We start from the raw sequence: 23,819 nt of genomic DNA, 5'->3' as shown, positions 1-23,819 counted from the left end.
GTCTGGGGTAGCTGTGTACCACAACCTTTTTTTGCACAAGAAAAACCCCGGCCTGGGCCGGGGTTCGTCATCACTCGTCGAGGAAGGAGCGCAAGTGCTCGCTGCGGGTCGGGTGGCGCAGTTTGCGCAACGCCTTCGCTTCGATCTGACGGATCCGCTCGCGGGTCACGTCGAACTGCTTGCCCACCTCTTCGAGGGTGTGGTCGGTGTTCATGTCGATGCCGAAACGCATGCGCAGCACCTTGGCTTCGCGTGCGGTCAGGCCCGAGAGTACGTCGCGGGTCGCTTCCTTGAGGCTTTCGACCGTGGCCACGTCAATCGGGGACTGCATGGTCGAGTCCTCGATGAAGTCGCCCAGATGCGAGTCTTCGTCGTCACCGATCGGGGTTTCCATGGAGATCGGCTCTTTGGCGATCTTCAATACCTTGCGGATCTTGTCCTCAGGCATTTCCATGCGCTCGCCAAGCTCTTCCGGAGTCGGTTCGCGGCCCATTTCCTGCAGCATCTGCCGGGAAATACGGTTGAGCTTGTTGATCGTCTCGATCATGTGCACCGGAATACGGATGGTGCGCGCCTGGTCGGCGATCGAGCGGGTGATCGCCTGGCGGATCCACCAGGTGGCGTAGGTCGAGAACTTGTAACCACGACGGTATTCGAACTTGTCCACCGCCTTCATCAAGCCGATGTTGCCTTCCTGGATCAGGTCGAGGAATTGCAGGCCACGGTTGGTGTATTTCTTGGCGATGGAGATCACCAGACGCAGGTTCGCCTCGACCATTTCTTTCTTGGCGCGACGGGCCTTGGCCTCGCCGATGGACATGCGACGGTTGATTTCCTTGATTTCGGCGACGGTCAGGCCGGTCTCGTTCTCGAGGTCGATCAGCTTTTGCTGGCAGGCGACGATGGCGGCGTCCTTTTCACCCAGGGCGGCAGCCCATTTGGTGTTGCGCTTGGCCAGATCACCGGACCAGGTCTGGTCGGTTTCGTTGCTCGGGAACAGGCGCAGGAAGTCGGCACGCGGCATGCGCGCATCACGTACGCACAGCTGCATGATGGCGCGCTCTTGCTGACGCAGGCGGTTCAGCGAATCGCGTACACGCTCGACCAATGCGTCAAACTGCTTGGGCACCAGCTTGATCGGCATGAACAGATCGGCCAGGGCCTGCATCGCAGCGATGCTGTCGGCATGATCACGACCATGCTTCTTCAGCACCTTGAGGGTGATGGCGAGCTGGTCGGCGACGGCGCCGAAACGCTGGCGAGCGACTTCCGGATCCGGACCGCTTTCCTGCTCTTCGTCGTCACCGCTGTCGTCGCTTTCTTCGTCCTCGTCTTCGGACTCTTCTTTCGCGGCAGCGGTCTTGGCGCCAGGAATCGGCACTTCTTCGGTCGGTGCGGCGATGTTGTCGTCAGGGTCGATGTAACCGCTGAGAACATCCGACAGACGGCCACCTTCGCTGGTGACGCGGTCATATTCGCCGAGAATGTAGTCGACAGTGCCCGGGAAGTGGGCGATAGCACCCATGACTTCACGGATGCCTTCCTCGATACGCTTGGCGATTTCGATCTCGCCTTCGCGAGTCAGCAGCTCGACGGTACCCATTTCGCGCATGTACATACGCACCGGGTCGGTCGTGCGGCCGATATCGGTTTCAACGGCCGCCAACGCAGCGGCGGCTTCTTCGGCCGCGGCTTCGTCGGTGTCGGCTTCCGCCAACAGAAGGGCATCCGCATCCGGAGCACTCTCGAATACGTTGATCCCCATGTCGTTGATCATGCGGATGATGTCTTCCACCTGTTCCGGATCTGAAATATCCTCAGGCAGGTGGTCGTTGACCTCCGCGTAAGTCAGGTAGCCCTGCTCACGACCGCGGGTGATCAACTCTTTGATACGAGACTGCTGTTGCGCTTTTCCGGACATAACACCCTATCCACTGAAGGTCTTGGCGGGCAAAAAACAAGCCGAGGATTATACCCGAGCATGGGCCTCACGCGCCAGATGAGGTCGGCGTTTGTGCGGGAACATTCCGGCTCAGCAGGGCGAGGAGCTGAGATTTTTCCTCGCTGGTCAATTCGCTTTGACGTGATTTCCTGAGCAGTTGTTCCAGGCTGCGCTCGCGTTGGCGGGCGGACAAGCTAGTTATAGTGTCGAAAAACTGTTGTTCAAGGTTGTCGGCTACGATAAGCCATTCCTTTTCCGCCAAGGCCCGCAGCAGGCGGCCTTGTTCGGTGCCGTGCCAGCGTGCGATCAACTGCATTGAGCTTAGCCCAGGATTTTTCTGTGCGGCTTCGATCAGTGCGACCAGCAGCTGGCTGTAAAGATGCTCTTCGTCGGCGAAATGACTGGCGTCCTCGACCTTTCCGGCCAACAGCGGGTGGTGCAGCAGGGTGCGCAGGGCCGCCAGGGTAGGCGGTTCCACCGGTGCCGGCACCCGGGGCGGGGCTTCGTCACGCTGCTGCCATGGCTTGCCGCCCTTGCGGTTCTTGTCCCAGGGCTTGTCGCTCCACGGCTTCTTACCGCCCCCCTTGTTGGACTTCCACTCGTGCGCCTGATGGGCAGGGGCGTAGTCGTGCTGCGCCAGGTCGCCGTAGTCGGGGGTGAAGCTGGCCATGGCGTCGTAGTCGTAGCCAGGGTCGTAGTCCGGCACACTGTTCGGCGCCGGGGCATGCTGGGCCAGTTGCTCGACCTGCTGCGGATCGAGGCCGGTGATTTCCTTCAGGCGATTGCGCATCAGCTGACGCAGGTTGGCACCCGGAATCTTTTCGATCAACGGTGCGGCCAGGGTGGCCATATGGGCCTTGCCTTCCAGTGAGCGCGGGTCGGCCTCGTTGCTCAGTTGCTCGAAGAAGTAATCTGCCAGCGGCTGGGCGTGCTGGTTGATGCGTGCCATGAAGGCATCGGTGCCTTCGGCGCGGACCAGGCTGTCCGGATCTTCGCCTTCGGGCAGGAACAGAAAGCGTGCCCGACGGCCATCCTGCAGGGCCGACAGGGTCGACTCCAGGGCGCGCCAGGCGGCCTTGCGCCCTGCTTGGTCGCCGTCGAAGCAGAACAGTACGCTTGGCACCACGCGGAACAGGCGCTTGAGATGTTCTTCACTGGTGGCGGTGCCAAGTGTCGCCACGGCATTGCGCAGGCCTTGTTGGGCCAGGGCGATGACGTCCATGTAACCTTCGACGACGATGATCTCGTCGAGGTTGCGGTTGTGCTTGCGTGCCTCGTACAGCCCGTACAACTCCTGGCCCTTGTGGAAGACAGGGGTTTCCGGGGAGTTGAGGTACTTGGGCTTGTCGTCGCCCAGCACCCGACCGCCGAAGGCGATGATTCGGCCACGGCTGTCGCGGATCGGGAACATCACCCGGTCGCGGAAGCGGTCGTAACGTTTGCCGCTTTCGGCGTTCTCGATCAGCAGGCCGGCGTCGATCATCACCTTCTGTTGCAGGCTGTCGGCACCCAGGTGCTTGAGCAGGTTGTCCCAGCCGGGTGGGGCGAAGCCCAGGCCAAAGTCGCGGGCTATTTCGCCAGACAGGCCTCGGCCTTTGAGGTAATCCACCGCGGCCTTGCGGGTCGGGTGGCTGCGCAGGGCCTGGCGATAGAAGCCGGCGGCCGCCTCCAGCAGCGGATACAGCGGTGAGTCGGTCGGCTGGCGGGTTTTTTGCGAGCGCCGGCCTTCCTCGCGGGGTACTTCCATGCCGGCGGCGCGGGCCAGTTCCTCCACGGCCTGGGGAAAATCCAGGTTGTCGTGGTCCATGACGAAGCCCAGGGCGTTGCCGCCGGCCCCGCAGCCGAAGCAGTAGTAGAACTGCTTGTCGGGGCTTACCGTGAAGGACGGCGTTTTTTCCTTGTGGAACGGGCAGCAGGCGGAGTAATTCTTGCCGGTCTTTTTCAGCTGGACGCGCGAACTCACCACGTCGACGATGTCGAGGCGGTTGATAAGGTCGTCAATGAAACTCTGGGGAATCAGCCCGGCCATGGCAGTCTCGTCATCTGGCAATTGGCAAGTCTAATCGCTAACGCGCCACATCGGAGTGGTTGCTGCTTGGGGAAATGCGAGGGAATGTGTGCTCGTCGCCAGCCGGTGAGGGCTCGTCAGTCAGGACGTGCACGACTGGTCGTAGACCAGCTCTGACGTGTTAAGGCAGGTTGCCGCTATGCAAGGACACTGCATTTGGGCGCCTCAAGCGAGGGCTCAAGGGGTAAAGCAACTGCTGCCATTAGCCCGGCATGGTGCCGGGCTGGGCAGAAGCTCTGCGTAGAACGTCTGTATTAGTACAGACGAACGGCGCGGCGCTGTTCGCGCTGAACTTTCTTGGCGTGACGCTTAACAGCAGCAGCTGCTTTGCGCTTACGCTCGGCGGTCGGCTTCTCGTAAAACTCGCGGCTACGAACTTCAGCCAGTACACCGGCTTTTTCGCAGGAGCGCTTGAAACGACGCAGAGCTACGTCGAAGGGTTCGTTCTCTTTAACTTTGACGGCTGGCATCCAGGGCTACCTTAATTCATTACCGGGGTAGACGTGCTCCTGGCAAAACAAAAGGTGTGCTGGAGAACGTCGGTTTTCAAGGGTTGCGGATGTTAACCCTTAGCTGGCCGGAATGCAAAGCCTCTGATCGAAAACCGCTGGTCGGCACCCGGCACGGGGACTATCATGCGCGGCTTCGAATTCAGCCCCCACAAGGGACGAACCCATGCTAGTACTGGGATTGGAAACATCCTGCGACGAAACCGGCGTCGCATTATACGACAGCGAGCGCGGTTTGTTGGCCGACGCGCTGTTCAGTCAGATCGACCTGCACCGCGTGTTTGGCGGGGTGGTGCCGGAGCTTGCTTCGCGTGACCACGTCAAGCGCATGCTGCCGCTCATCCGCCAGGTGCTGGACGAGGCCGGCTGCGTGGCCACCGAGATCGACGCCATTGCCTATACCGCAGGCCCTGGCCTGGTCGGGGCGCTGCTGGTGGGTGCCTCGTGCGCCCAGGCCCTGGCGTTCGCCTGGGATATTCCAGCGATCGGCGTTCATCATATGGAAGGCCACTTGCTCGCACCCATGCTCGAGGAGCAGCCTCCTGAGTTTCCGTTCGTCGCCTTGTTGGTGTCCGGCGGGCACACTCAGCTGGTGCGCGTCGATGGCATCGGGCGTTACGAACTGTTGGGCGAGAGCCTGGACGATGCGGCCGGCGAGGCGTTCGACAAGACCGCCAAGCTGATCGGCCTCAACTATCCGGGTGGGCCGGAAATTGCCCGTCTGGCCGAACACGGCGTGCCCGGGCGTTTCGTATTCCCGCGACCGATGACCGATCGCCCAGGCCTGCAGTTCAGCTTCAGCGGCCTCAAGACCTTCGCGCTCAACACCTGGCAGCAATGCCGCGATGCTGGTGACGACAGTGAGCAAACCCGTTGCGACGTGTCCCTGGCGTTCCAGCAGGCGGTGGTGGAGACTCTGACCATCAAATGCAAGCGAGCCCTCAAGCAGACCGGGCTCAAGCGCTTGGTCATCGCCGGTGGCGTGAGTGCCAACAAGGCGCTGCGGGCGTCGCTGGAAGAGATGCTGGCCGGTATCAAAGGCAATGTTTACTACGCCCGCCCGCGGTTCTGTACCGACAACGGCGCCATGATCGCCTACGCCGGTTGTCAGCGCTTGCTGGCCGGGCAGCAGCAGGACCTGGCGATCAGCGTGCAGGCGCGCTGGCCGATGGAGCAGTTGCCGCCGGTGTGAAGGTCGATGGGTGCGTTAGAAATGCCTTTCGCGCCCGGCGAACAAATCCCGCAGGTTGTTACGGTGGCGCCAGACGATCAGCACGGTCAGGACGCTGATCGGCAGCAGCGCTTCGGGCTCGCGCCAGGCCAGCAGCGGTAGGGTAAGTGGAGTGGCGATGAGCGCGGCCAGCGAGCTGGTTCGAGTCAGGTAGAAGGTCAGCAGCCAGGCGCCGATGGCCAGCAATGCGGCGGGAAAGTACAGGCCCATCAGCATGCCGGCCGCGGTGGCGACACCTTTGCCACCCTTGAAGTTGAAGTACAGTGGGAACAGGTGGCCGAGCACCGCGCAGACGCCGACCCAGCCCTGCTCCTGCAGGTCAAGGCCAGCGAGACGGGCCAGCAAGACGGGCAAAAGTCCCTTGCACAGGTCGCCAAGCAGGGTCAGGATCGCCAGTTTACGGCCTGCCAGGCGTAGCATGTTGGTGGCGCCGGCATTGCCTGAACCGCTGGAACGCGGGTCCGGGCTGCCTGAAAGGCGGCTGAGGACGATGGCGAAGGACAGCGAGCCGAGCAGGTAGGCGAGCAGCGCCAATAACCAAAACATGCTAACTATTCCGGGCGAGGACGCCCTGATTCTAACGGCGCCAGTCGCCCTTGTCGTGCTGTGGAGAGAAGTGCTTGGACAGAGTGTTCATCGAAGGCCTGGAAGTCGATACCGTCATCGGTGCCTATGACTGGGAGCGGGATATTCGCCAGTGCCTGCGCCTTGACCTGAGTTTCGCCTGGGACAACCGCCCAGCGGCGGCCGGTGACGATCTGAGCCTGGCGCTGGACTATGCCAGCGTATCGGCACGCATCCAGGCTTTCGCCGAGCAGGCGCGCTTCGAGCTGGTGGAAACCTTTGCCGAGCGCTTGGTGGCAGCGTTGATGGAAGAGTTCCACATTCCTTGGGTACGCCTGAAACTGACCAAGCCAGGAGCTGTCCCGGCAGCCCGTGGCGGTGTTGGCGTGGAGATCGAGCGCGGATGTCTCTGAGCACGGTTTACCTGGGCCTGGGTAGCAATATCGACCGCCAGGCGCACCTGTGCGCTGGGCTCGACGCCTTGGCTGGCATCCTCAAGGACATGCGTTGTTCTCCGGCGTTCGAGAGCCAGGCCGTGGGGATCAAGAGTGGCCCCTTCATCAATTTCGTGGTCACCGGCAAGACAGATCTTCCGCTGATGGAGCTGGATCGCCGGCTCAAGTTCATTGAGGCGGACAACGGCCGTTACGCACCGGATCGCAAGGGCTTGCCGCTGGATATCGATGTGCTGATGTATGACGATCTGTACGGTACCTTCGATGGGCTGGTGCTGCCCAGGGCGGAAATTCTGAAGAACGCGTTCGTGCTGTGGCCACTGTCGTTGCTAGCGCCTGAGCTGGTGCACCCAGGGGCTGGAAAGCGCATGGCGCAGTTGTGGGAGGAGGCGAACATCGACCAGGTGCTGGCACCGGTGGCGTTCGAGTGGCGGGGTGTGCAGTTGACCCCGGCTTGAGCTTTTTCGCGATCGTCGTAGGCGCGACACGAGGCCGCGCCTGGAGCGGGCGGGCCGCGTGGTCAGCGGCGTTTGTACGCCTCGATCGCTTTCAGTCGCTCGTTCTTGAGGGCCTCTCCCAGCGCCTGTCCGGCCAGGCCTGCGTCCACCAACGGCTTCACATTAACTGCCCTGGCCGTTGCCGCCGCTCCACGCAGGTACTCGGCCTGTGGATACGTTTGCTCCCCGCGCCCAAGCGCCCTCATTTCGCACGTGACTATGAAGTCCTCGAAGCGCTGTGGCCGCCGATAGACGTCGAATTTCTGCAGCATCTCCAGCAAGCCTGAAGGCTCAAGCGCCATTCCTGCATCGGCACGACCGGAAAACTCACCGGTCAACACGGCCAGTTCCTGGCATTCACGCGGGGCTTTGAATCGCTGGTTGAGTGCCTTGATGGCTGCCGGCTGCACCCTATCCAACAGGCACGCCCAACGCACGTGCAGAGGTTGTCGATGCTTGGCTGCCTGTACCAGCGCTGCCAGCGAATCCGCGTCACAGTGGAGCTCGGGCATCAACTCCTGAAGTGCCGAGCAGTCGTTCAGCACCTGGATGAACACCTGTGGCTGTTCCTCCATCAATGCTCGCTCGATCTCTTTCCAGCTGCGCTCGGCAGTCAACGCTTGCAGTTCGCCGGACGCGGCGATCTGGCGCATCAACTCAAGGGTATCGTCAGCTACCTGGAAGCCCAATGGCGCATACCGTGCGGCGAAGCGGGCGACGCGCAGCACACGCAAAGGATCTTCGGCGAACGCGGGGGAAACATGGCGTAAAAGGCGGTGTTCAAGGTCTTCCTGGCCGTGGTAGGGATCCAGTACGTTGCCCTGGTCATCCTCCGCCATTGCATTGATGGTCAAGTCACGGCGTATGAGGTCCTCTTCGAGCGTGACCTCTGGACTGGCATGAAAGGTGAAGCCGCCATAGCCGCGTCCACTCTTGCGCTCGGTGCGTGCCAGCGCGTATTCCTCGCCCGTCTGCGGGTGCAGGAACACCGGAAAATCCGCGCCGACCGGGCGAAAACCCTTGGCCTGCATTTCCTCGACCGTCGCGCCCACCACCAGCCAGTCGATATCGCTGACCGCGCGCCCGAGCAGACGATCACGCACCGCGCCACCGACTTTGTAAATTTGCATGTGCAGCCTCCATAACTGCCCACAGGATACCCTGTTGGCAGTTATGGCGGTGCGTCGAGCTTAAAGGTGATGAACCACGGCCAGGTCCATGCGGCCATAATCGCCGCTGTCACTGTGCTCGCCGCGTGGCGGCATGTGGTGGGTTTTCATGACCTGGTCGCCTTGCACGGTTTCCAGGTGGATATCGAAGCCCCACAGCCGGTGCAGGTGCTTGAGCACTTCATCGGTGGAGTCGCCCAGTGGCTTGCGGTTGTGTTGCTGGTGGCGCAGGGTCAGTGAGCGATCGCCACGGCGGTCGATGCTCCAGATCTGCACGTTGGGCTCGCGGTTGCCCAGGTTGTACTGGGCGGCCAGTTGCTCACGGATGATCCGGTAGCCCGCTTCGTCATGGATAGCAGGCACCAGCAGGTCGTCGCGCTGGTCGTCATCGAGGATGCTGAACAGCTTGAGGTCGCGGATCACCTTGGGCGACAGGTACTGCAGGATGAAGCTCTCGTCCTTAAAGCTACTCATGGCGAACTTGATGGTCGACAACCAGTCGCTGCCAGCGATGTCTGGGAACCAGCGGCGATCTTCCTCGGTCGGGTTCTCGCACATGCGCCGGATGTCGGTATACATCGCAAAGCCCAGTGCGTAAGGGTTGATGCCACTGTAGTACGGGCTGTCGAAGCCGGGCTGGAACACCACGCTGGTGTGCGACTGCAGGAACTCCATCATGAAGCCTTCGGTGATCAGGCCTTCGTCGTACAGGTCGTTCATCAGCGTGTAGTGCCAGAACGTCGCCCAGCCTTCGTTCATCACTTGGGTCTGGCGTTGCGGGTAGAAGTACTGGGCTATCTTGCGCACGATGCGCACCACTTCGCGCTGCCAGGGCTCGAGCAGTGGCGCGTTCTTCTCGATGAAATAGAGAATATTTTCCTGAGGTTCGGCGGGGAAGCGCGCATCATCGCGCTCATTGCCTTTCTCTGCGCTCTTGGGAATGGTGCGCCAGAGGTCGTTGATCTGCCGTTGCAGGTGCTCTTCGCGCTCTTTCTGCCGCCGACGCTCCTCTTCGGCGGAGATGGGGTAGGGGCGTTTATAGCGGTCGACACCGTAGTTCATCAGGGCGTGGCAAGAGTCGATCAGGTCTTCGACCGCATCGATGCCATGGCGCTCTTCGCACTGGGCGATGTACTGCTTGGCGAATACCAGGTAATCGATGATCGAGCTGGCGTCGGTCCAGGTGCGGAACAGGTAGTTGCCCTTGAAGAAACTGTTGTGGCCATAGCAGGCGTGGGCGATCACCAAGGCCTGCATGCACATGGTGTTCTCTTCCATGAGGTAGGCGATGCAGGGATCCGAGTTGATCACGATCTCGTAGGCCAGGCCCATCTGGCCGCGGCTATAAGACTTCTCAGTGCTGAGGAACTGCTTGCCGTAGCTCCAGTGGTGATAACCCAGCGGCATGCCGACGGACGCGTAGGCGTCCATCATCTGCTCGGCGGTGATCACCTCGATCTGGTTGGGATAGGTGTCCAGGGCGTAACGCTCGGCCAGCCGGCTGATTTCCCGATCGTAGGTCTGGATCAGCTCGAACGTCCACTCGGACCCGGTGGAAATGGGTTGGCGTCTCTGTGCTCTGGCGGTCATGTGGCTAACCTGCGCTGGAAGAGTTCACGGAAGACCGGGTAGATATCGCCGGCCGAAACCAACTGCTGCTGGGCGAATGTGTCGGGGAAGGCCTCGCCGATTCGCTCGTACTCGTACCACAACGCCTGATGCTCACGCGGGGTGATTTCGACGTAAGTGTAGTACTGCACGTGCGGCATGATCTGCTTGGAGAGAATCTCGCGGCAGATCGGCGAGTCGTCGTTCCAGTTGTCTCCGTCGGAGGCCTGGGCGGCATAGATGTTCCAGTCGCTGGCCGGATAGCGTTCGGCCATGATCTCCTGCATCAACTTGAGCGCGCTGGAGACGATGGTGCCGCCGGTTTCCCGAGAGTAGAAGAATTCTTCCTCGTCGACTTCGCGGGCACTGGTGTGGTGACGGATGAACACCACCTCGATGCGGTCGTAGTTCCGCTTCAGGAACAGGTACAGCAGGATGAAGAAGCGCTTGGCGATGTCCTTGGTGGCCTGGGTCATCGAGCCGGAGACGTCCATCAGGCAGAACATCACGGCCTTGGAGCTGGGGTTGGGTTGCTTGACCAGCAGGTTGTACTTGAGGTCGAAGGTATCGAGGAACGGCAGGCGGTTGATGCGTGCCTTGAGGCGTTCGATCTCGGCTTCGGTTTCCTGGATATCGGTGAAATTGTCAGGCTCTTCGACTTTCAGCCGTGCCAGTTCCGCCTGGGCTTCGCGCAGCAGGGCACGGCTGCTGCCGGTCAGGGCGATGCGGCGGGCGTGGGCCGAGCGCAGGGTGCGCACGATGTTGATGCGCGAGGGGTTGCCCTCGTTGGCGATACCCGCACGTACGGTCTTGAAGGTGTCGGCGCCCGTCAGGTGACGCTTGACGAGGTTGGGCAGCTCCAGGTCCTCGAACATGAATTCGAGGAATTCCTCTTGGGTGATCTGGAAGACGAAGTCGTCCATGCCCTCGCCAGAGTTGCCAGCCTTGCCGCGACCGCCACCACCGCCGCCACCCTGGGGCCGTGGTATGTGTTCGCCGGCAGTGAATTCCTTGTTGCCTGGGTGCACGATGGTCTGCTTGCCGCCACGACCGTGGTGCAGCACCGGCTCGTCGATGTCCCGTCCCGGAATGCTGATCTGCTCGCCATGTTCCATGTCCATGATGGAGCGGCGGCTCACGGCCTCTTCGACGGCTTTCTTGATGTGTTCACGGTAACGCCGCAAGAAGCGCTGGCGGTTGACCGTGCTCTTGTTCTTGCCGTTCAGGCGTCGGTCGATAACGTAGCTCATGGTCCCTCCGGTAGCTGGGAACAGCTGCACGCTTCAAGCTACGAGCTGCACGTAAAAGCAGCCGCCGCCGCCCGAGGCTGACTGGGCAGCCAAGGGCGCGCGGCGTGTAGCTTGCCGCTTTATTGCGATTTCCTGACCCGCAGATACCATTCCGACAGCAAGCGCACCTGCTTGTCGGTGTAACCACGTTCCACCATTCGGGTGACGAAGTCGTTGTGTTTCTGTTGGTCCTCCTTGCTGGCCTTGGCGTTGAAGCTGATGACGGGCAACAGATCCTCGGTGTTGGAGAACATTTTCTTCTCGATGACCACCCGCAGCTTCTCGTAGCTCAGCCAGCTCGGGTTCTTGCCATTGTTGTTGGCCCGGGCGCGCAACACGAAATTGACGATTTCGTTGCGGAAATCCTTCGGATTGCTGATGCCGGCCGGCTTCTCGATTTTCTCCAGTTCCTCGTTGAGGGCGATACGGTTGAGGATCTCGCCAGTTTCCGGGTCGCGGTATTCCTGGTCCTGAATCCAGAAGTCGGCGTACAGCACGTAGCGGTCGAAGATGTTCTGGCCGTATTCGCTGTAGGACTCCAGGTAGGCGGTCTGGATTTCCTTGCCGATGAATTCGATGTAGCGCGGCGCCAGGTATTCCTTCAGGTAGCGCAGGTAGCGTTCGCGCACTTCGGCCGGGAACTGTTCCTGTTCGATCTGCTGTTCCAGCACATACAGCAAGTGCACCGGGTTGGCGGCCACTTCATGAGGGTCGAAGTTGAACACCTTGGACAGGATCTTGAAGGCGAAGCGGGTCGACAGGCCGTTCATGCCCTCATCGACGCCCGCGGCATCGCGGTACTCCTGAATAGACTTGGCTTTCGGGTCGGTGTCCTTGAGATTTTCGCCGTCATAGACGCGCATCTTGGAGTAGATGTTGGAGTTTTCCGGCTCCTTGAGTCGCGAGAGCACCGTGAACTGGGCGAGCATCTTGAGCGTATCCGGCGCGCAGTGGGCCTTGGCCAGCGAGCTGTTGACCAACAGCTTGTCGTAGATCTTGATCTCGTCGCTGACGCGCAGGCAGTACGGCACCTTGACGATGTAGATACGGTCGATGAACGCTTCGTTGTTCTTGTTGTTGCGGAAGGTGTGCCATTCCGATTCGTTGGAGTGGGCCAGCAGAATCCCGGAGTAGGGGATCGCGCCGAGGCCTTCGGTGCTGTTGTAGTTACCTTCCTGGGTGGCAGTCAGCAGCGGGTGCAGGACCTTGATCGGCGCCTTGAACATCTCGACGAATTCCATCAGGCCCTGGTTGGCCCGGCACAGCGCGCCCGAGTAGCTATAGGCATCGGCGTCGTTCTGCGGGAATTCCTCAAGCTTACGGATATCCACCTTGCCCACCAGTGCGGAGATGTCCTGGTTGTTCTCGTCACCCGGCTCGGTCTTGGCGATGGCGATCTGGTTGAGGATCGACGGGTACAGCTTGACCACCTTGAACTTGCTGATGTCGCCGCCGAATTCCTGCAGGCGCTTGGTAGCCCAAGGCGACATGATGCTGTTCAGGTAGCGGCGCGGAATGCCGTATTCCTCTTCGAGAATGGCGCCGTCCTCGGCGGGATTGAACAAGCCCAGGGGTGACTCGAAGACCGGCGAGCCCTTGATGGCGTAGAACGGCACTTTCTCCATCAACTGCTTGAGTTTTTCGGCCAGCGACGACTTGCCGCCGCCCACCGGACCCAGCAGGTAGAGGATCTGTTTCTTCTCTTCCAGGCCCTGAGCGGCATGGCGGAAATACGACACGATCTGGTCGATGCACTCTTCCATCCCATGGAAGTCGGCAAAGGCTGGATAGCGGCGAATTACCTTGTTTGAGAAGATCCGCGACAGTCTGGAGTTGGTTGAGGTGTCGATCAGCTCGGGCTCACCGATGGCCAGCAACAGCCGTTCGGCCGCCGAAGCGTAGGCGCTACGATCCTCTTTGCACAGCTCGAGGTACTCCTGTAGCGAGAGTTCTTCCTGGCGTGTTGACTCGAAACGTTGTTGGAAGTGGCTAAAAATGCTCATGACGTCACCTCGCTCGATACGTGGAGACGACGCCGGATCAGTCAGCTGATGCTGGCATGCAAGCGGCTGGGCCGATTGCTGTATACCCCCCAGAACACCTTGTAACGCTACCGATGACCCGCACGCCGGTGTACCGGCTCTCCCCTTTTTTGGATGGCCTGCGCTTAAGGATAGTTGGTAATACGCAAGGTCAAGGGCGCGGGGCCGAGAAGTTGCTTTCGACCGTTCGTCAGAAAAGGCGCAAGCCCGCATGGGGCGCGGGCTGCAGCAAAAATGAAAAAATTATTCGGCGGAGCCTTGGGCAGTCTCGGCCGGGTAGGTGGCGCGCCACAGCTCAAAGCCGCCATCGACGCTGTAGACGTCCGAGAAGCCCTGGCCTACCAGATAGGCGGCAGCGCTCTGGCTGGAGTTGCCGTGGTAACAGACCACCAGGGTCGGGGCGTCCAGGTCGGCGTTGCGGATGAAGTCAGCGACCGAATGGTTGTCCAGATGCTTGGCGCCGGTGATGTGGCCTGCGGCAAAGGCTTGTGGGTCGCGAATGTCGACGACGACCGCACCTTCCTTTTTGCGAAGCTCCAAGGCCTGCTCTGGGGGGATGCGCTTGAATTCGCTCATGGGTACGGTTTCCTTCAGGGTTGGTCGTTCATTCTAGTGGGTTGTGCCGCTTGGCGTACGGTGCCGTCGTCGGCGCAGTCGCAGCGGTGGTATTCGCCACTGTCGAGGTTGTACAGGGTCATGGCGCCGCCCCACACGCAACCGGTGTCCAGGGCAATCACGCCGGGTTCGTCGACACGTCCTTCCAGGGCTGCCCAGTGGCCGAAGATGATCTTCACGTGGCGTGAGCGGCGGTCCTTGTGCGCGTACCAGGGCTTGTAGCCCTTTGGCGCCGTGCCAAGGCCTTCCTTGCTCTTGAGGTCGAGCTTGCCATCGGCGGTGCAGAAGCGCATCCGCGTCAGGTAGTTGGTGATGACGCGCAGGCGCTCGACGCCGGCCAGGCTCTTGCTCCACTTGTTCGGTTCGTTGCCATACATGCCATCGAGGTACAGCTTCAGGCGCTCATCGTCACGCAACACTTCCTCGACTTCGCCCGCCAGTTCAAGGGCCTTGCCGAGTGTCCATTGGGGGGGAATGCCTGCGTGGACCAGAGCGATGCCGCGTGGCTCGTCGTAATGCAGCAGCTTTTGCCGACGCAACCAGTCGAACAGTTGGTCGGCGTCTGGTGCTTCGATGATTTCACGCAGGGTGTCGCTTTTCTTCAGGCGCTCGACGTTGTGCCAGACAGCGAGCAGGTGCAAGTCGTGATTGCCCAGCACGCAGACCAGCGCGTGGCGGATCGAGTAGAGAAAACGCAGGGTTTCCAGTGATTCCGGCCCACGGTTTACCAGGTCGCCGACTAGCCACAGGCGATCGACGTCTGGGTTGAAGTTCACTCGTTGCAGCAGGCACTTGAGCGGTTGCAGGCAGCCTTGCAGGTCACCGACAGCGTAGGTGGCCATCAGTGCAGCGCCCCTGGCACCGCCAGACGGAAGGGGGCGATCTGGGCGTCGAAGCGCTTGCCGTCTTCGGCGAACATCTGGTAGCTGCCCTGCATGGTGCCGACACGGGTGCTGATCACCGCGCCGCTGCTGTAGGTATGGCTCTGGCCGGGTTCGATGGTCGGTTGCTGGCCAACCACGCCTGCGCCGCGAACCTCCTCTACCTCGCCGTCACCGTTGGTGATCAGCCAGTGACGAGACATCAGCTTGGCTTTGACCAGGCCGTTGTTCTGCACGGTGATGGTATAGGCGAAGGCAAAGCGACTGTTTTCGGGGTCGGATTGGTCTTTGAGATAACGGGTCACGACGCTGACGTCGATCTTGTAGCGGGGATCGGACATGCAAAGGCCTTGGGAGAACTGACGCAATAATGCAGTCTAGGCCATTGAGCGGGGGGAGGGCCAGCGGTAGAAGGGCTCGGGGATCGGTGTTGTCAGGGCCGCCCCTATCGCCGGCTTGCCGGCGATAGGGGAGGTACAAGCGATATCAGGCTTGCTGATCCGCCAACTGGTCAGCCAGGCGCACGAAGGCCGCCAGGTCCAGTTGTTCAGGGCGCAGGCTGCCGTCCACACCCGCAGCTTCGATGGCCGCGCTGTCGAGCAGGCCTTTGAGGGTGTTGCGTAGGGTCTTGCGGCGCTGGTTGAAGGCTTCGCGCACCACGCGTTCGAGCAGTTGCGCATCCTTGGCCGGGTGCGGCAGCACTTCATGGGGGACCAGGCGGACGATGGCCGAATCCACCTTCGGTGGCGGGTTGAACGCGCCCGGGCCGACATTGAACAGGTGCTCCACGCGGCAGTGGTACTGCACCATGATCGACAGACGGCCCCAATCGCCACCGCCGGGGCCAGCGGCCATGCGCTCGACCACTTCTTTCTGCAGCATGAAGTGCATGTCGCGAATCAGCCCGGCATGGCTGAGCAAGTGGAAGATCAGCGGGGTTGAGATGTTGTAGGGCAGGTTGCCGACTACCTTAAGGCTGCGGGGCGGTACGCCCAGCTGATTGAAATCGAACTTCAGGGCATCGCCCTGGTGCAGGCGGAAATTATCGCGACCGGCGAACTTGTGCTGCAGGATCGGCACCAGGTCCTTGTCCAGTTCGACCACATCCAGTTGTGCGCCGCTGCCCAAAAGGCCCTCGGTGAGTGCGCCTTGGCCCGGGCCGATTTCCAGCAGGTGTTCACCCGCCTTGGCGTTGATGGCGCGCAGGATGCGGTCGATGATGCCGGCGTCGTGCAGGAAGTTCTGGCCGAAGCGCTTGCGCGCGCGGTGTTGGTAGTGCTCGTTCATGGTCGGTTCTCGGCCATCTGGTAGGCGGTTTCCAGCGCGACCCGCAGGCTGCCGGTGTCGACCTTGCCGGTACCGGCGAGGTCCAGGGCGGTGCCGTGATCGACCGAGGTGCGGATGATCGGCAGGCCCAGCGTCACGTTGACCGCGGCGCCGAAGCCTTTGTACTTGAGTACGGGCAAGCCTTGGTCGTGGTACATCGCCAGCACCGCGTCGCAGTGCTCCAGATATTTGGGGGTAAACAGGGTATCGGCTGGCAGCGGGCCACGCAGGTCCATGCCTTCGGTGCGCAGGCGTGCCAGGGTTGGTTCGATGATGTCGATTTCTTCGCGGCCCAGATGGCCGCCTTCACCCGCATGGGGGTTGAGCCCGCATACCAGGATGCGTGGCTGGGCGACGCCGAACTTGTCGCGCATGTCAGCGTGGAGAATGCGGATGACCCGCTCCACGCGCTCGGCGGTGACGGCATCGGCGATATCGCGAAGTGGCAGGTGCGTGGTCACCAGGGCCACGCGCAGCCCGTGTGTGGCCAGCATCATCACCACTTGGGCGGTATGCGTCAGTTCGGCGAGAAACTCGGTATGGCCGGAAAAGGCGATACCGCTTTCGTTGATCACACCCTTGTGCACGGGGGCTGTAATCATCCCGGCAAAATGCCCGTCGAGGCAGCCTTGGCCAGCGCGCGTCAGGGTTTGCAGGACGAAGGCGGCATTGGCCTTGTCGAGCTGGCCTGGTATCACGGGCGCTGCCAGGGGGGTATCCCATACGTACAGGCTACCGGCAGGTGCGGGCTGGTCGGGCCACTGGCCCGGCGCAACCGGCAGCAGATCGACCGCCAACCCCAGCTGCGTGGCCCGCTCGGCGAGCAGGTCACGGCTGGTGATGGCAATCAGGGGATGGGGCTGGGCGTCGGCGGCGAGCAGCAGGCACAGGTCCGGGCCTATGCCGGCTGGTTCACCGGGGGTGACGGCGAAGCGCAGCGGCTTCACTGGGTGGCCTGGTCGGCGCCAGGCAGCTTGATTTCAACGTAGGCTTCGTCGCGGATCTGGCGTAGCCAGGTCTGCAGCTCTTCGTCGTACTTGCGGTTACGCAGAACGTTCATCGCCTGCATTTCGCGAGCTTGCTCGGTGCTGTCGGTGGCGCGACGGCCCAGCACTTCCAGAACGTGCCAGCCATACTGGGTCTTGAACGGCTTGGTCACTACGCCTTGCTGGGCGTTGGCCATCTGCTCGCGGAACTCGGGAACCAGGCTGTTCGGGTCGACCCAGTTGAGGTCGCCGCCGTTGAGCGCCGAACCCGGATCTTCCGAGAAGCTCTTGGCCAGCTCGCCAAAGTCTTCGCCATTCTTGATGCGCTCGTAGAGGCGCTCCGCCAGTTGTTCGGTCGCCGCTTCGCTGCGGATTTCGCTCGGCTTGATCAGGATATGGCGCACGTGGACTTCGTCACGCAGCACGTTCTCGCTACCACCGCGCTTCTCTTCGAGCTTGATGATGATGAAGCCGCTGGGAATGCGAAGTGGCTGGGTGATGTCGCCAGTGGACATGGTGCTCAGCAGCTTGGCGAATTCCGGCGGCAGTTGGCCCGCTTTACGCCAGCCCATCTCGCCGCCTTCCAGGGCGTTTTCGCTGGCTGAGTTGGCAATCGCCATCTGGCCGAAGTCCGCGCCTTGGCGCAGTTGCTGGTACACGTCGCCAACCTTGCGGGCAGCGTTCTGGATGTCTTGCGAATTGGCGCCTTCCGGGGTCGGGATGAGGATGTTGGCCAGGCGATACTCTTCCGACATCTGCATCTTGCCCAGGTCCGAGGCAAGGAAGTTCTTCACTTCCTGCTCGGACACCTGGATGCGCTCGGCCACACGGCGCTGGCGCACACGGCTGATGATCATCTCGCGCTTGACCTGCTCGCGGGCGTCATCGAACGACAGGCCGTCGTGGGCCAGGGCGGCGCGGAACTGGTCCAGGGACATGCCGTTGCGCTGGGCAATGGTGCCGATGGCCTGGTTCAGTTCTTCATCGGTGATGCGGATGCCGGAACGTTCGCCGATCTGCAGTTGCAGGTTCTCGACGATCAGGCGTTCCAGTACCTGCTGCTCCAGGGCGCCGGTCGGCGGCACGCCGCCGCCGCGCTTGGCGATGGTTTGTTGGACTTCGTGGACACGTTGGTCCAGTTGGCTTTGCATGACCACGTCGTTGTCGACGATGGCCACCACACGGTCCAGAGGTTGCACCGCGGCGTGAACCGCGCTGCTCAGCAGTGCAGCGCCCACCAGCAGCGGGCGCAGACGATCAATAAGCTTGGTCTTCACGTGTACGGTAACCTTGAATGCCTTCATCGAGGAACGACTCGACCTTGTTGCCTACCACGCCACCGAGGCCTTTCAGCACGATTTGCAGGAAGATGCCATGGTCGCCTTTTTCGTTGTCCGGAACGGCCTGGCTGAAGTCGTCGTAGTCGATCCAGTAACGGTTGATCAGGCGCAGCTTCCAGCAGCAGTTGTCATACTCGAAACCGCCCATGGCTTCCAGGGTGCGGTTGCGGTTGTAGTCGTGCTGCCAGCGAGCGATGACGCTCCACTGCGGGACGATCGGCCAAATGACGGAGAAGTCATGCTGCTCGATCTTGTAGTAGTCCTTGATGTAGTTCGGGCTGCCCGGAGTGCCGTAGTCGCCACCGCCGACCTGCCAGGTACCGGTCAGCTGGTCATAGCGGACCAGGTCGTTGCGGTAGCGATAGCCCAGGTTGACGATCTTGTTCGGGTTGTCTTCCGGCTGGTAGTGGAACACCGCGCTACCCGAGCGAGGGCTGTGGGTGTCCGGGTCCCAGTTGTAGTCGGCGTTCAGGCGCCAATCGCGGTTGAAGGCGAACATGTACTCAAGTGCGTACGGCGAGACATCGGTCTGCGAGTCCGAACGGGTACGCCAGTCGATGCCTGGCATCTGCACCTTGCGGTCCTGGAAGTACAGGGCCTGGCCGACGCTGACGCGCTGGCGCTCGAAGCCGTTTTCTTCGATCCAGCGCGAGGTCACGCCCAACGACAGCTTGTTCTCGTCGCCGATGCGGTCGCCACCGCTGAAGCGGTTGTCGCGGAACAGCGAGCTGTAGTTGAAGTAGGTTTCGCTGGTGTCGAAGACCGGGATGTCTTTCTGGTCCTCATACGGCACGTAGAGGTAGAACAGACGCGGTTCGAGGGTCTGGCGGTAGTTCTTGCTGAAGTACTGGGTGTCGCGGTCGAAGTACAGGCCGCTGTCGACACTGAATACCGGAACGCTACGTTCCTGGCTGCTGGAGAAGTCGCCGCGCAGGTCACGAGTAGTGGCGCTGGCGTTGGCCAGGTCGGTCTTGCCCTTGCTGTCCAGGTCCAGGTCGTAATGGGTGTAGACGTACTTCAGCGTCGGCTTGAAGAAGCCATAGCTGGCTTCCATCGGCAAGCTGACGGCAGGCGCCAGGTTCAGACGGGTGCCGTTGGCACGAGCCAGGCCGAAGATGTTCTCGTCGAGCCTGCGGCCATCTGCGCCAGCAGTGGTATCGAGCACGCCATCTTCATTGAACACCGGACCGGTTTTCAGATCACGATCGAAGCGAACCGCCTCGGTCTTGTAAGTGAAATCCAGGCCACCCGGGTTGTACGGCAACTTGCCGTCGAAGGTGATCTGCGGCAGACGATCATACGGCGTGATCCGGGAGATGGTCGCCATCTCGTAGGCATGCACATTCAGGCGCGCGCGGTAGGTGTCGCCACGGTAGGTCAGTGCCCCCTGCTGGTTCACCACGTCACGGCTTTCAACACCGATCTGGTCGGTTTCCAGGTCCTGGAAGTAGAACGGATCGCTGATGTCGGTGTAATCAACCTCAGTCATCAGGCGCTCGTCCAGGCCACCTTTGTGCTGCCAGTTGATCATCCAGCGCTGATCCTTGTAATCAGTCTGGTCCTTGCGATCGTCGTTCTTGTCGTTCAGGTACGCACCGCCGAACTGGCCTTCGCTGGACTTGGTCAGGTAGCGGAACTCACCTTCCATCAGCAGGCCACGCTTGGTCATGTAGCGTGGGTACAACGTGGCGTCGTAGTTCGGGGCCAGGTTGAAGTAGTACGGCGTGACCAGCGTGAAGCCGCTGTCACTGGTCGAGCTGAACGACGGCGGCAGGAAGCCGGACTGGCGACGGTCGTCGATCGGGAAGTAGATGTACGGTGTGTAGAACACCGGGAAATCCTTGACCCGCAGGGTGACGTTGGTCGCGGTACCGAAGCCGGTGGCCGGGTTCAGGGTGATGTTGTTGCCCTTCAGCTGCCAGGCATTGCTGCCCGGTTCGCACGTGGTGTACGTACCATCCTTGAGGCGGATGATGGCGTTTTCGCCACGCTTGGCGTACAGGGCGTTGCCGCGGATATGCGACTTGTGCATCACGTATTCGGCGTTATCGACCTGGGCCTCGCCGGTGTCGAGCTGGATCTGGGCTTCGTCGCCAACCACCAACGAGCCATTGTCGCGAATCTTGACGTTGCCCTTGAGCTCGCCACGGTTCTCGGCCTGATACAGGTTGGCTTCGTCGGCTTCGACCTGCATGCTGCCCTGGCGCATGACCACATCACCGGCGAGCGTCGCGATCTGCTGCTCCTGCTGGTACTTGGAGACCTTGGCGTTGATGTAGGTCGGCGACTCGTCCTTGGGCGTGGTGTCGGCCATGCCAGGACGGGTCGGTTCGATATAGGCGCCACCGCAATACGGGCCGGTTTCGGCCAGCTGGGCTGCGGTGAGCTTTTCGCGCGGAACCCAGTCCAGGTGACTGTAGTCTTCGCTACGCGACTTCAGGCCGCGGCCCTTGCTCTCGGTGACCAGCACAGGCTTGTCGCCGGCATCGGCGGCTTCGGCCTCGGTACCGGAACTGACGGCAGCACCTTCGTGCACCGGGCGCGGCGGAAGGTTGCTGACAGGGGTTTTGGGCTTGCAGTCCCAACCACCGGAGGCGGACACTTGGCAGTCAAACTGCTCGGCTGCCACCACGTACGACGTGGCCAGAGGTTGCAGGGCCAGCAGACCGCCGGTCACCAGCAACGGAAACTTTCTACGAAACGCGGGGGATTTCAATGCCATCTTATTAGTCCGGGCTTCCTGCGTGCCATCTGCCCGCGTGTGGGGCCGCACGCCTCTCGATGGTCTGAAAAAGATGCTGGATAATAAAGCATGACCCGCTTGACGGCTAGGGCCGTCGGAGACCCTTGTAATGCCTGATCACGATGTACGCCTGCAACAACTGACTGTCTGGCTCGCCGAGCAGCTCGAACAACTTTTCCATATCAACGCCGCTGAGGGCAGCCTGACCGCCGCCAGCAGCGACGCCAGCTTCCGCCGCTACTTCCGCTGGCAGGGCGCGGGCCAGAGCTTCGTGATCATGGATGCGCCACCGCCGCAGGAAAATTGCCGGCCCTTCGTTGCCATCGACCACTTGCTGGCCAGCGCCAATGTCCATGTGCCGGTGATTCACGCCGAAGACCTGGAGCGTGGCTTCCTGCTGCTGGGCGATCTGGGCCGTCAGACGTACCTGGACGTCATCGACGCCGATAACGCCGACAGCTTGTTCCACGACGCCATCGACGCGTTGCTGGCCTTCCAGCGCCTACCAATGGATGCACCGCTGCCGAGCTATGACGATGCCTTGCTGCGCCGTGAAGTCGAACTGTTCCCGCAGTGGTACGTGGGGCGTGAGCTGGGGCTTGCCTTCAATGAAACCCAACAAGCTACCTGGAAGCGCGTCAGCCAGATGCTGATCGACAGTGCCCTGGCCCAGCCAAAGGTGCTGGTGCACCGCGACTTCATGCCACGCAACCTGATGCAGAGCGAGCCGAACCCTGGTGTGCTGGATTTCCAGGACGCGGTCTACGGTCCGGTGACCTATGACATCACCTGTCTGTTCAAGGATGCCTTCCTCAGCTGGCCGCAGGCCCGGGTAGAGGGCTGGCTGCGCGACTACTGGCAGAAAGCGCGGGCCGCGGGTATTGCGGTGCAGGATTCGTTCGAGGCGTTCCAGCGCGCCAGTGACCTGATGGGCGTGCAGCGCCACCTCAAGGTGATCGGTATCTTCGCGCGGATTTGCCATCGTGACGGGAAACCACGCTACCTGGCCGACGTTCCGCGTTTCTTCGCCTATATAGAGGAAGTGATTGGTCGCCGGCCCGAATTGGCGGAACTGGGTGAGCTGATCGCCGAACTGAAAGCCGGAGCGCGTGCATGAAGGCAATGATCCTGGCGGCTGGCAAGGGTGAGCGGATGCGTCCGCTGACCTTGCATACGCCAAAGCCCCTGTTGCCGGTCGCCGGCCAGCCTCTGATCGAGTACCACCTGCGCGCCCTGGCGACCGCCGGCTTCACCGAGGTGGTGATCAATCACGCCTGGCTCGGCCAGCAAATCGAAAACCATTTGGGTGATGGCCGTCAATTTGGCCTGAGTATCCGTTATTCGCCCGAGGGCGAGCCGTTGGAGACTGGGGGCGGTATCTTCAAGGCCTTGCCGCTGTTGGGCGAAGCGCCGTTCCTGCTGGTCAACGGCGATGTGTGGACCGATTACGACTTCGCGCGCTTGCGAGCGCCGCTGCAGGGCCTGGCGCATCTGGTGCTGGTCGACAACCCTGGCCATCACGGGCGCGGCGACTTCCGCCTGGTAGGCGAGCAGGTGGTCGATGGCGACGACGCGCCCGGAACGCTGACCTTCAGCGGCATCTCGGTACTGGCACCGGCACTGTTCGACGGTTGCGAGCCGGGCGCGTTCAAGCTCGCCCCGCTGTTGCGCCAGGCCATGGGCCAGGGCAAGGTCAGTGGTGAGCATCACCCTGGCCATTGGGTCGATGTGGGCACCCGCGAGCGCCTTGCCGAGGCCGAGCGTCTGATCCTCGAGCGCACCTGACATGTGGTGGCCGAGCACGGTGATAGGGGCTGGGGCCGGGTTTGCGGTGGCCAGCATTCCCGGTGCCTTGCTGGGGGCTTTGCTGGGCCAGGCCATGGACCGGCGCCTGCGTTTGCAAGGTTGGGAGGACATGCGCGAGCGCCTGGGTGGCCGCCCGGCCTTGCGTGATGAGGAGTTGTTGTTCGTTCTGCTTGGGCGTCTGGCCAAGAGCGATGGCCGGGTGGCGGAGCAGCACATTCAGCAAGCGCGACAAGAAATGGTGCGTTTGGACTTGGCTGAACCCGCCAGATTGCGCGCCATCGCTGCGTTCAACCGGGGTAAGTCCGGCAAAGACCGGCTAGCGGGGCACCTGCGCCGTATTCGCGAGCAGCCGCATGCGGCGGAAGGTACGTTGCGCGCCTGCTGGCGAATGGTCTGGGCCGATGGCAAGGCCGGTCAGCGCGAGCGTGACTTGTTGTTGGACTGGGGCCAGAAGCTGGGGCTTAGCCGGCGTCAGGTACAGGCGATGTCGCTGGAGTACGAGCCGCGTAAATCCAGTGTCCAGGGTGGCGCCATGACGTATGCGGCGGCCCTGCGCCTATTGGGGGTCGAGGCCGACACCGAAGGCGCGCAGGTCAAGCAGGCGTACCGTCGGTTGGTAAGCCGGCATCATCCGGACAAACTGGCAGGCAGCGGAGCCAGCCCGGCCCAGGTGCGTGAAGCGACCGAGCGAACTCGCGAGCTGCACCTGGCCTATGCGTTGATTCGCAAGCGCCGCGGGCTTTGACGC

Annotated in this window: 21 protein-coding genes; 6 read left to right on the top strand and 15 right to left on the bottom strand. The window is 61.8% G+C overall.

Annotation, left to right across the window (positions count from 1 at the left end):
* Positions 1–70: 70 nt before the first annotated feature.
* The 3 genes from rpoD to rpsU all read right to left on the bottom strand — a co-directional run bounded on the left by rpoD (position 71) and on the right by rpsU (position 4,480).
* Positions 71–1,921, bottom strand: a complete 1,851-nt coding sequence (gene rpoD / locus VXM67_RS00270) for an RNA polymerase sigma factor RpoD (RefSeq protein WP_023382688.1) — start codon at positions 1,919–1,921, stop codon at positions 71–73.
* A gap of 67 nt (positions 1,922–1,988) precedes the next feature.
* Entirely contained in the window at positions 1,989–3,971 is a 1,983-nt protein-coding gene (dnaG, locus tag VXM67_RS00265; protein ID WP_023382687.1) for a DNA primase, read from the bottom strand.
* Positions 3,972–4,264: 293 nt separating this feature from the next.
* Positions 4,265–4,480, bottom strand: coding sequence for a 30S ribosomal protein S21 (gene rpsU / locus VXM67_RS00260; RefSeq protein WP_003255575.1), 216 nt, complete (start codon positions 4,478–4,480; stop codon positions 4,265–4,267).
* 205 nt (positions 4,481–4,685) lie between these two features.
* Between rpsU and tsaD the strand changes: the two genes are divergently transcribed.
* Entirely contained in the window at positions 4,686–5,711 is a 1,026-nt protein-coding gene (gene tsaD / locus VXM67_RS00255) for a tRNA (adenosine(37)-N6)-threonylcarbamoyltransferase complex transferase subunit TsaD (RefSeq protein WP_023382686.1), read from the top strand.
* Between the two features lie 15 nt (positions 5,712–5,726).
* Here the strand turns inward: tsaD and plsY are convergent, their stop codons facing one another.
* Complete coding sequence (gene plsY, locus VXM67_RS00250; protein ID WP_023382685.1) at positions 5,727–6,296, bottom strand: glycerol-3-phosphate 1-O-acyltransferase PlsY; 570 nt, start codon at positions 6,294–6,296, stop codon at positions 5,727–5,729.
* Positions 6,297–6,370: 74 nt separating this feature from the next.
* Here plsY and folB point away from each other — a divergent pair, with 74 nt between their 5' ends.
* Together folB and folK are read left to right on the top strand one after the other, a co-directional pair.
* On the top strand, positions 6,371–6,727 hold the full coding sequence (folB, locus tag VXM67_RS00245; protein WP_027907305.1) for a dihydroneopterin aldolase: 357 nt from the start codon (positions 6,371–6,373) through the stop codon (positions 6,725–6,727).
* On the top strand, positions 6,718–7,227 hold the full coding sequence (gene folK, locus VXM67_RS00240; RefSeq protein WP_023382683.1) for a 2-amino-4-hydroxy-6-hydroxymethyldihydropteridine diphosphokinase: 510 nt from the start codon (positions 6,718–6,720) through the stop codon (positions 7,225–7,227). Before folB ends, folK begins: the two co-directional genes overlap by 10 nt.
* A 62-nt stretch (positions 7,228–7,289) precedes the next feature.
* Here folK and VXM67_RS00235 read toward each other — a convergent pair whose 3' ends face one another.
* The 11 genes from VXM67_RS00235 to VXM67_RS00185 form a co-directional block, all read right to left on the bottom strand.
* Entirely contained in the window at positions 7,290–8,396 is a 1,107-nt protein-coding gene (locus tag VXM67_RS00235; protein ID WP_202675674.1) for a multifunctional CCA tRNA nucleotidyl transferase/2'3'-cyclic phosphodiesterase/2'nucleotidase/phosphatase, read from the bottom strand.
* Positions 8,397–8,456: 60 nt separating this feature from the next.
* Entirely contained in the window at positions 8,457–10,025 is a 1,569-nt protein-coding gene (locus VXM67_RS00230) for a SpoVR family protein (protein WP_023382681.1), read from the bottom strand.
* Positions 10,022–11,293 (bottom strand): YeaH/YhbH family protein, encoded by a 1,272-nt coding sequence (locus VXM67_RS00225; RefSeq protein ID WP_023382680.1) that lies wholly within the window; start codon positions 11,291–11,293, stop codon positions 10,022–10,024. Before VXM67_RS00225 ends, VXM67_RS00230 begins: the two co-directional genes overlap by 4 nt.
* 119 nt (positions 11,294–11,412) lie before the next feature.
* Entirely contained in the window at positions 11,413–13,335 is a 1,923-nt protein-coding gene (locus tag VXM67_RS00220) for a PrkA family serine protein kinase (RefSeq protein ID WP_023382679.1), read from the bottom strand.
* 282 nt (positions 13,336–13,617) lie between these two features.
* Complete coding sequence (gene glpE, locus VXM67_RS00215) at positions 13,618–13,950, bottom strand: thiosulfate sulfurtransferase GlpE (protein WP_023382678.1); 333 nt, start codon at positions 13,948–13,950, stop codon at positions 13,618–13,620.
* 14 nt (positions 13,951–13,964) lie between these two features.
* Positions 13,965–14,831: a symmetrical bis(5'-nucleosyl)-tetraphosphatase gene (locus tag VXM67_RS00210; RefSeq protein WP_027907303.1), complete on the bottom strand. Its 867-nt coding sequence runs from the start codon at positions 14,829–14,831 to the stop codon at positions 13,965–13,967.
* Complete coding sequence (apaG, locus tag VXM67_RS00205; RefSeq protein ID WP_023382676.1) at positions 14,831–15,211, bottom strand: Co2+/Mg2+ efflux protein ApaG; 381 nt, start codon at positions 15,209–15,211, stop codon at positions 14,831–14,833. The genes VXM67_RS00210 and apaG overlap by 1 nt, the downstream gene beginning before the upstream one ends.
* A gap of 145 nt (positions 15,212–15,356) precedes the next feature.
* Positions 15,357–16,157, bottom strand: coding sequence for a 16S rRNA (adenine(1518)-N(6)/adenine(1519)-N(6))-dimethyltransferase RsmA (gene rsmA, locus VXM67_RS00200; RefSeq protein WP_023382675.1), 801 nt, complete (start codon positions 16,155–16,157; stop codon positions 15,357–15,359).
* Complete coding sequence (gene pdxA, locus VXM67_RS00195) at positions 16,154–17,143, bottom strand: 4-hydroxythreonine-4-phosphate dehydrogenase PdxA (RefSeq protein ID WP_367237431.1); 990 nt, start codon at positions 17,141–17,143, stop codon at positions 16,154–16,156. The genes rsmA and pdxA overlap by 4 nt, the downstream gene beginning before the upstream one ends.
* Positions 17,140–18,459, bottom strand: coding sequence for a peptidylprolyl isomerase SurA (surA, locus tag VXM67_RS00190; RefSeq protein ID WP_023382673.1), 1,320 nt, complete (start codon positions 18,457–18,459; stop codon positions 17,140–17,142). Before surA ends, pdxA begins: the two co-directional genes overlap by 4 nt.
* A complete protein-coding gene (locus VXM67_RS00185; protein WP_023382672.1) occupies positions 18,440–21,244 on the bottom strand; it encodes an LPS-assembly protein LptD in 2,805 nt (934 codons plus the stop codon). The genes surA and VXM67_RS00185 overlap by 20 nt, the downstream gene beginning before the upstream one ends.
* Positions 21,245–21,374: 130 nt before the next feature.
* On the opposite strand from VXM67_RS00185, the gene VXM67_RS00180 reads away from it, so the two are divergent.
* From VXM67_RS00180 to VXM67_RS00170, 3 genes are read left to right on the top strand one after another with little or no spacing between them, the layout of a single operon-like run.
* Positions 21,375–22,382 (top strand): phosphotransferase, encoded by a 1,008-nt coding sequence (locus VXM67_RS00180; RefSeq protein ID WP_104883188.1) that lies wholly within the window; start codon positions 21,375–21,377, stop codon positions 22,380–22,382.
* Complete coding sequence (murU, locus tag VXM67_RS00175) at positions 22,379–23,050, top strand: N-acetylmuramate alpha-1-phosphate uridylyltransferase MurU (protein WP_027907301.1); 672 nt, start codon at positions 22,379–22,381, stop codon at positions 23,048–23,050. The genes VXM67_RS00180 and murU overlap by 4 nt, the downstream gene beginning before the upstream one ends.
* A 1-nt stretch (position 23,051) precedes the next feature.
* On the top strand, positions 23,052–23,816 hold the full coding sequence (locus tag VXM67_RS00170) for a TerB family tellurite resistance protein (RefSeq protein ID WP_023382669.1): 765 nt from the start codon (positions 23,052–23,054) through the stop codon (positions 23,814–23,816).
* Positions 23,817–23,819 lie beyond the last annotated feature (3 nt).

Origin of the sequence: Pseudomonas sp. Rh2, assembly GCF_040762985.1 — a bacterium.
Taxonomy (GTDB): domain Bacteria; phylum Pseudomonadota; class Gammaproteobacteria; order Pseudomonadales; family Pseudomonadaceae; genus Aquipseudomonas; species Aquipseudomonas taiwanensis.
Note: the sequence above shows the minus strand (reverse complement) of the source record. Positions and strands in the feature narration are given on the sequence as shown.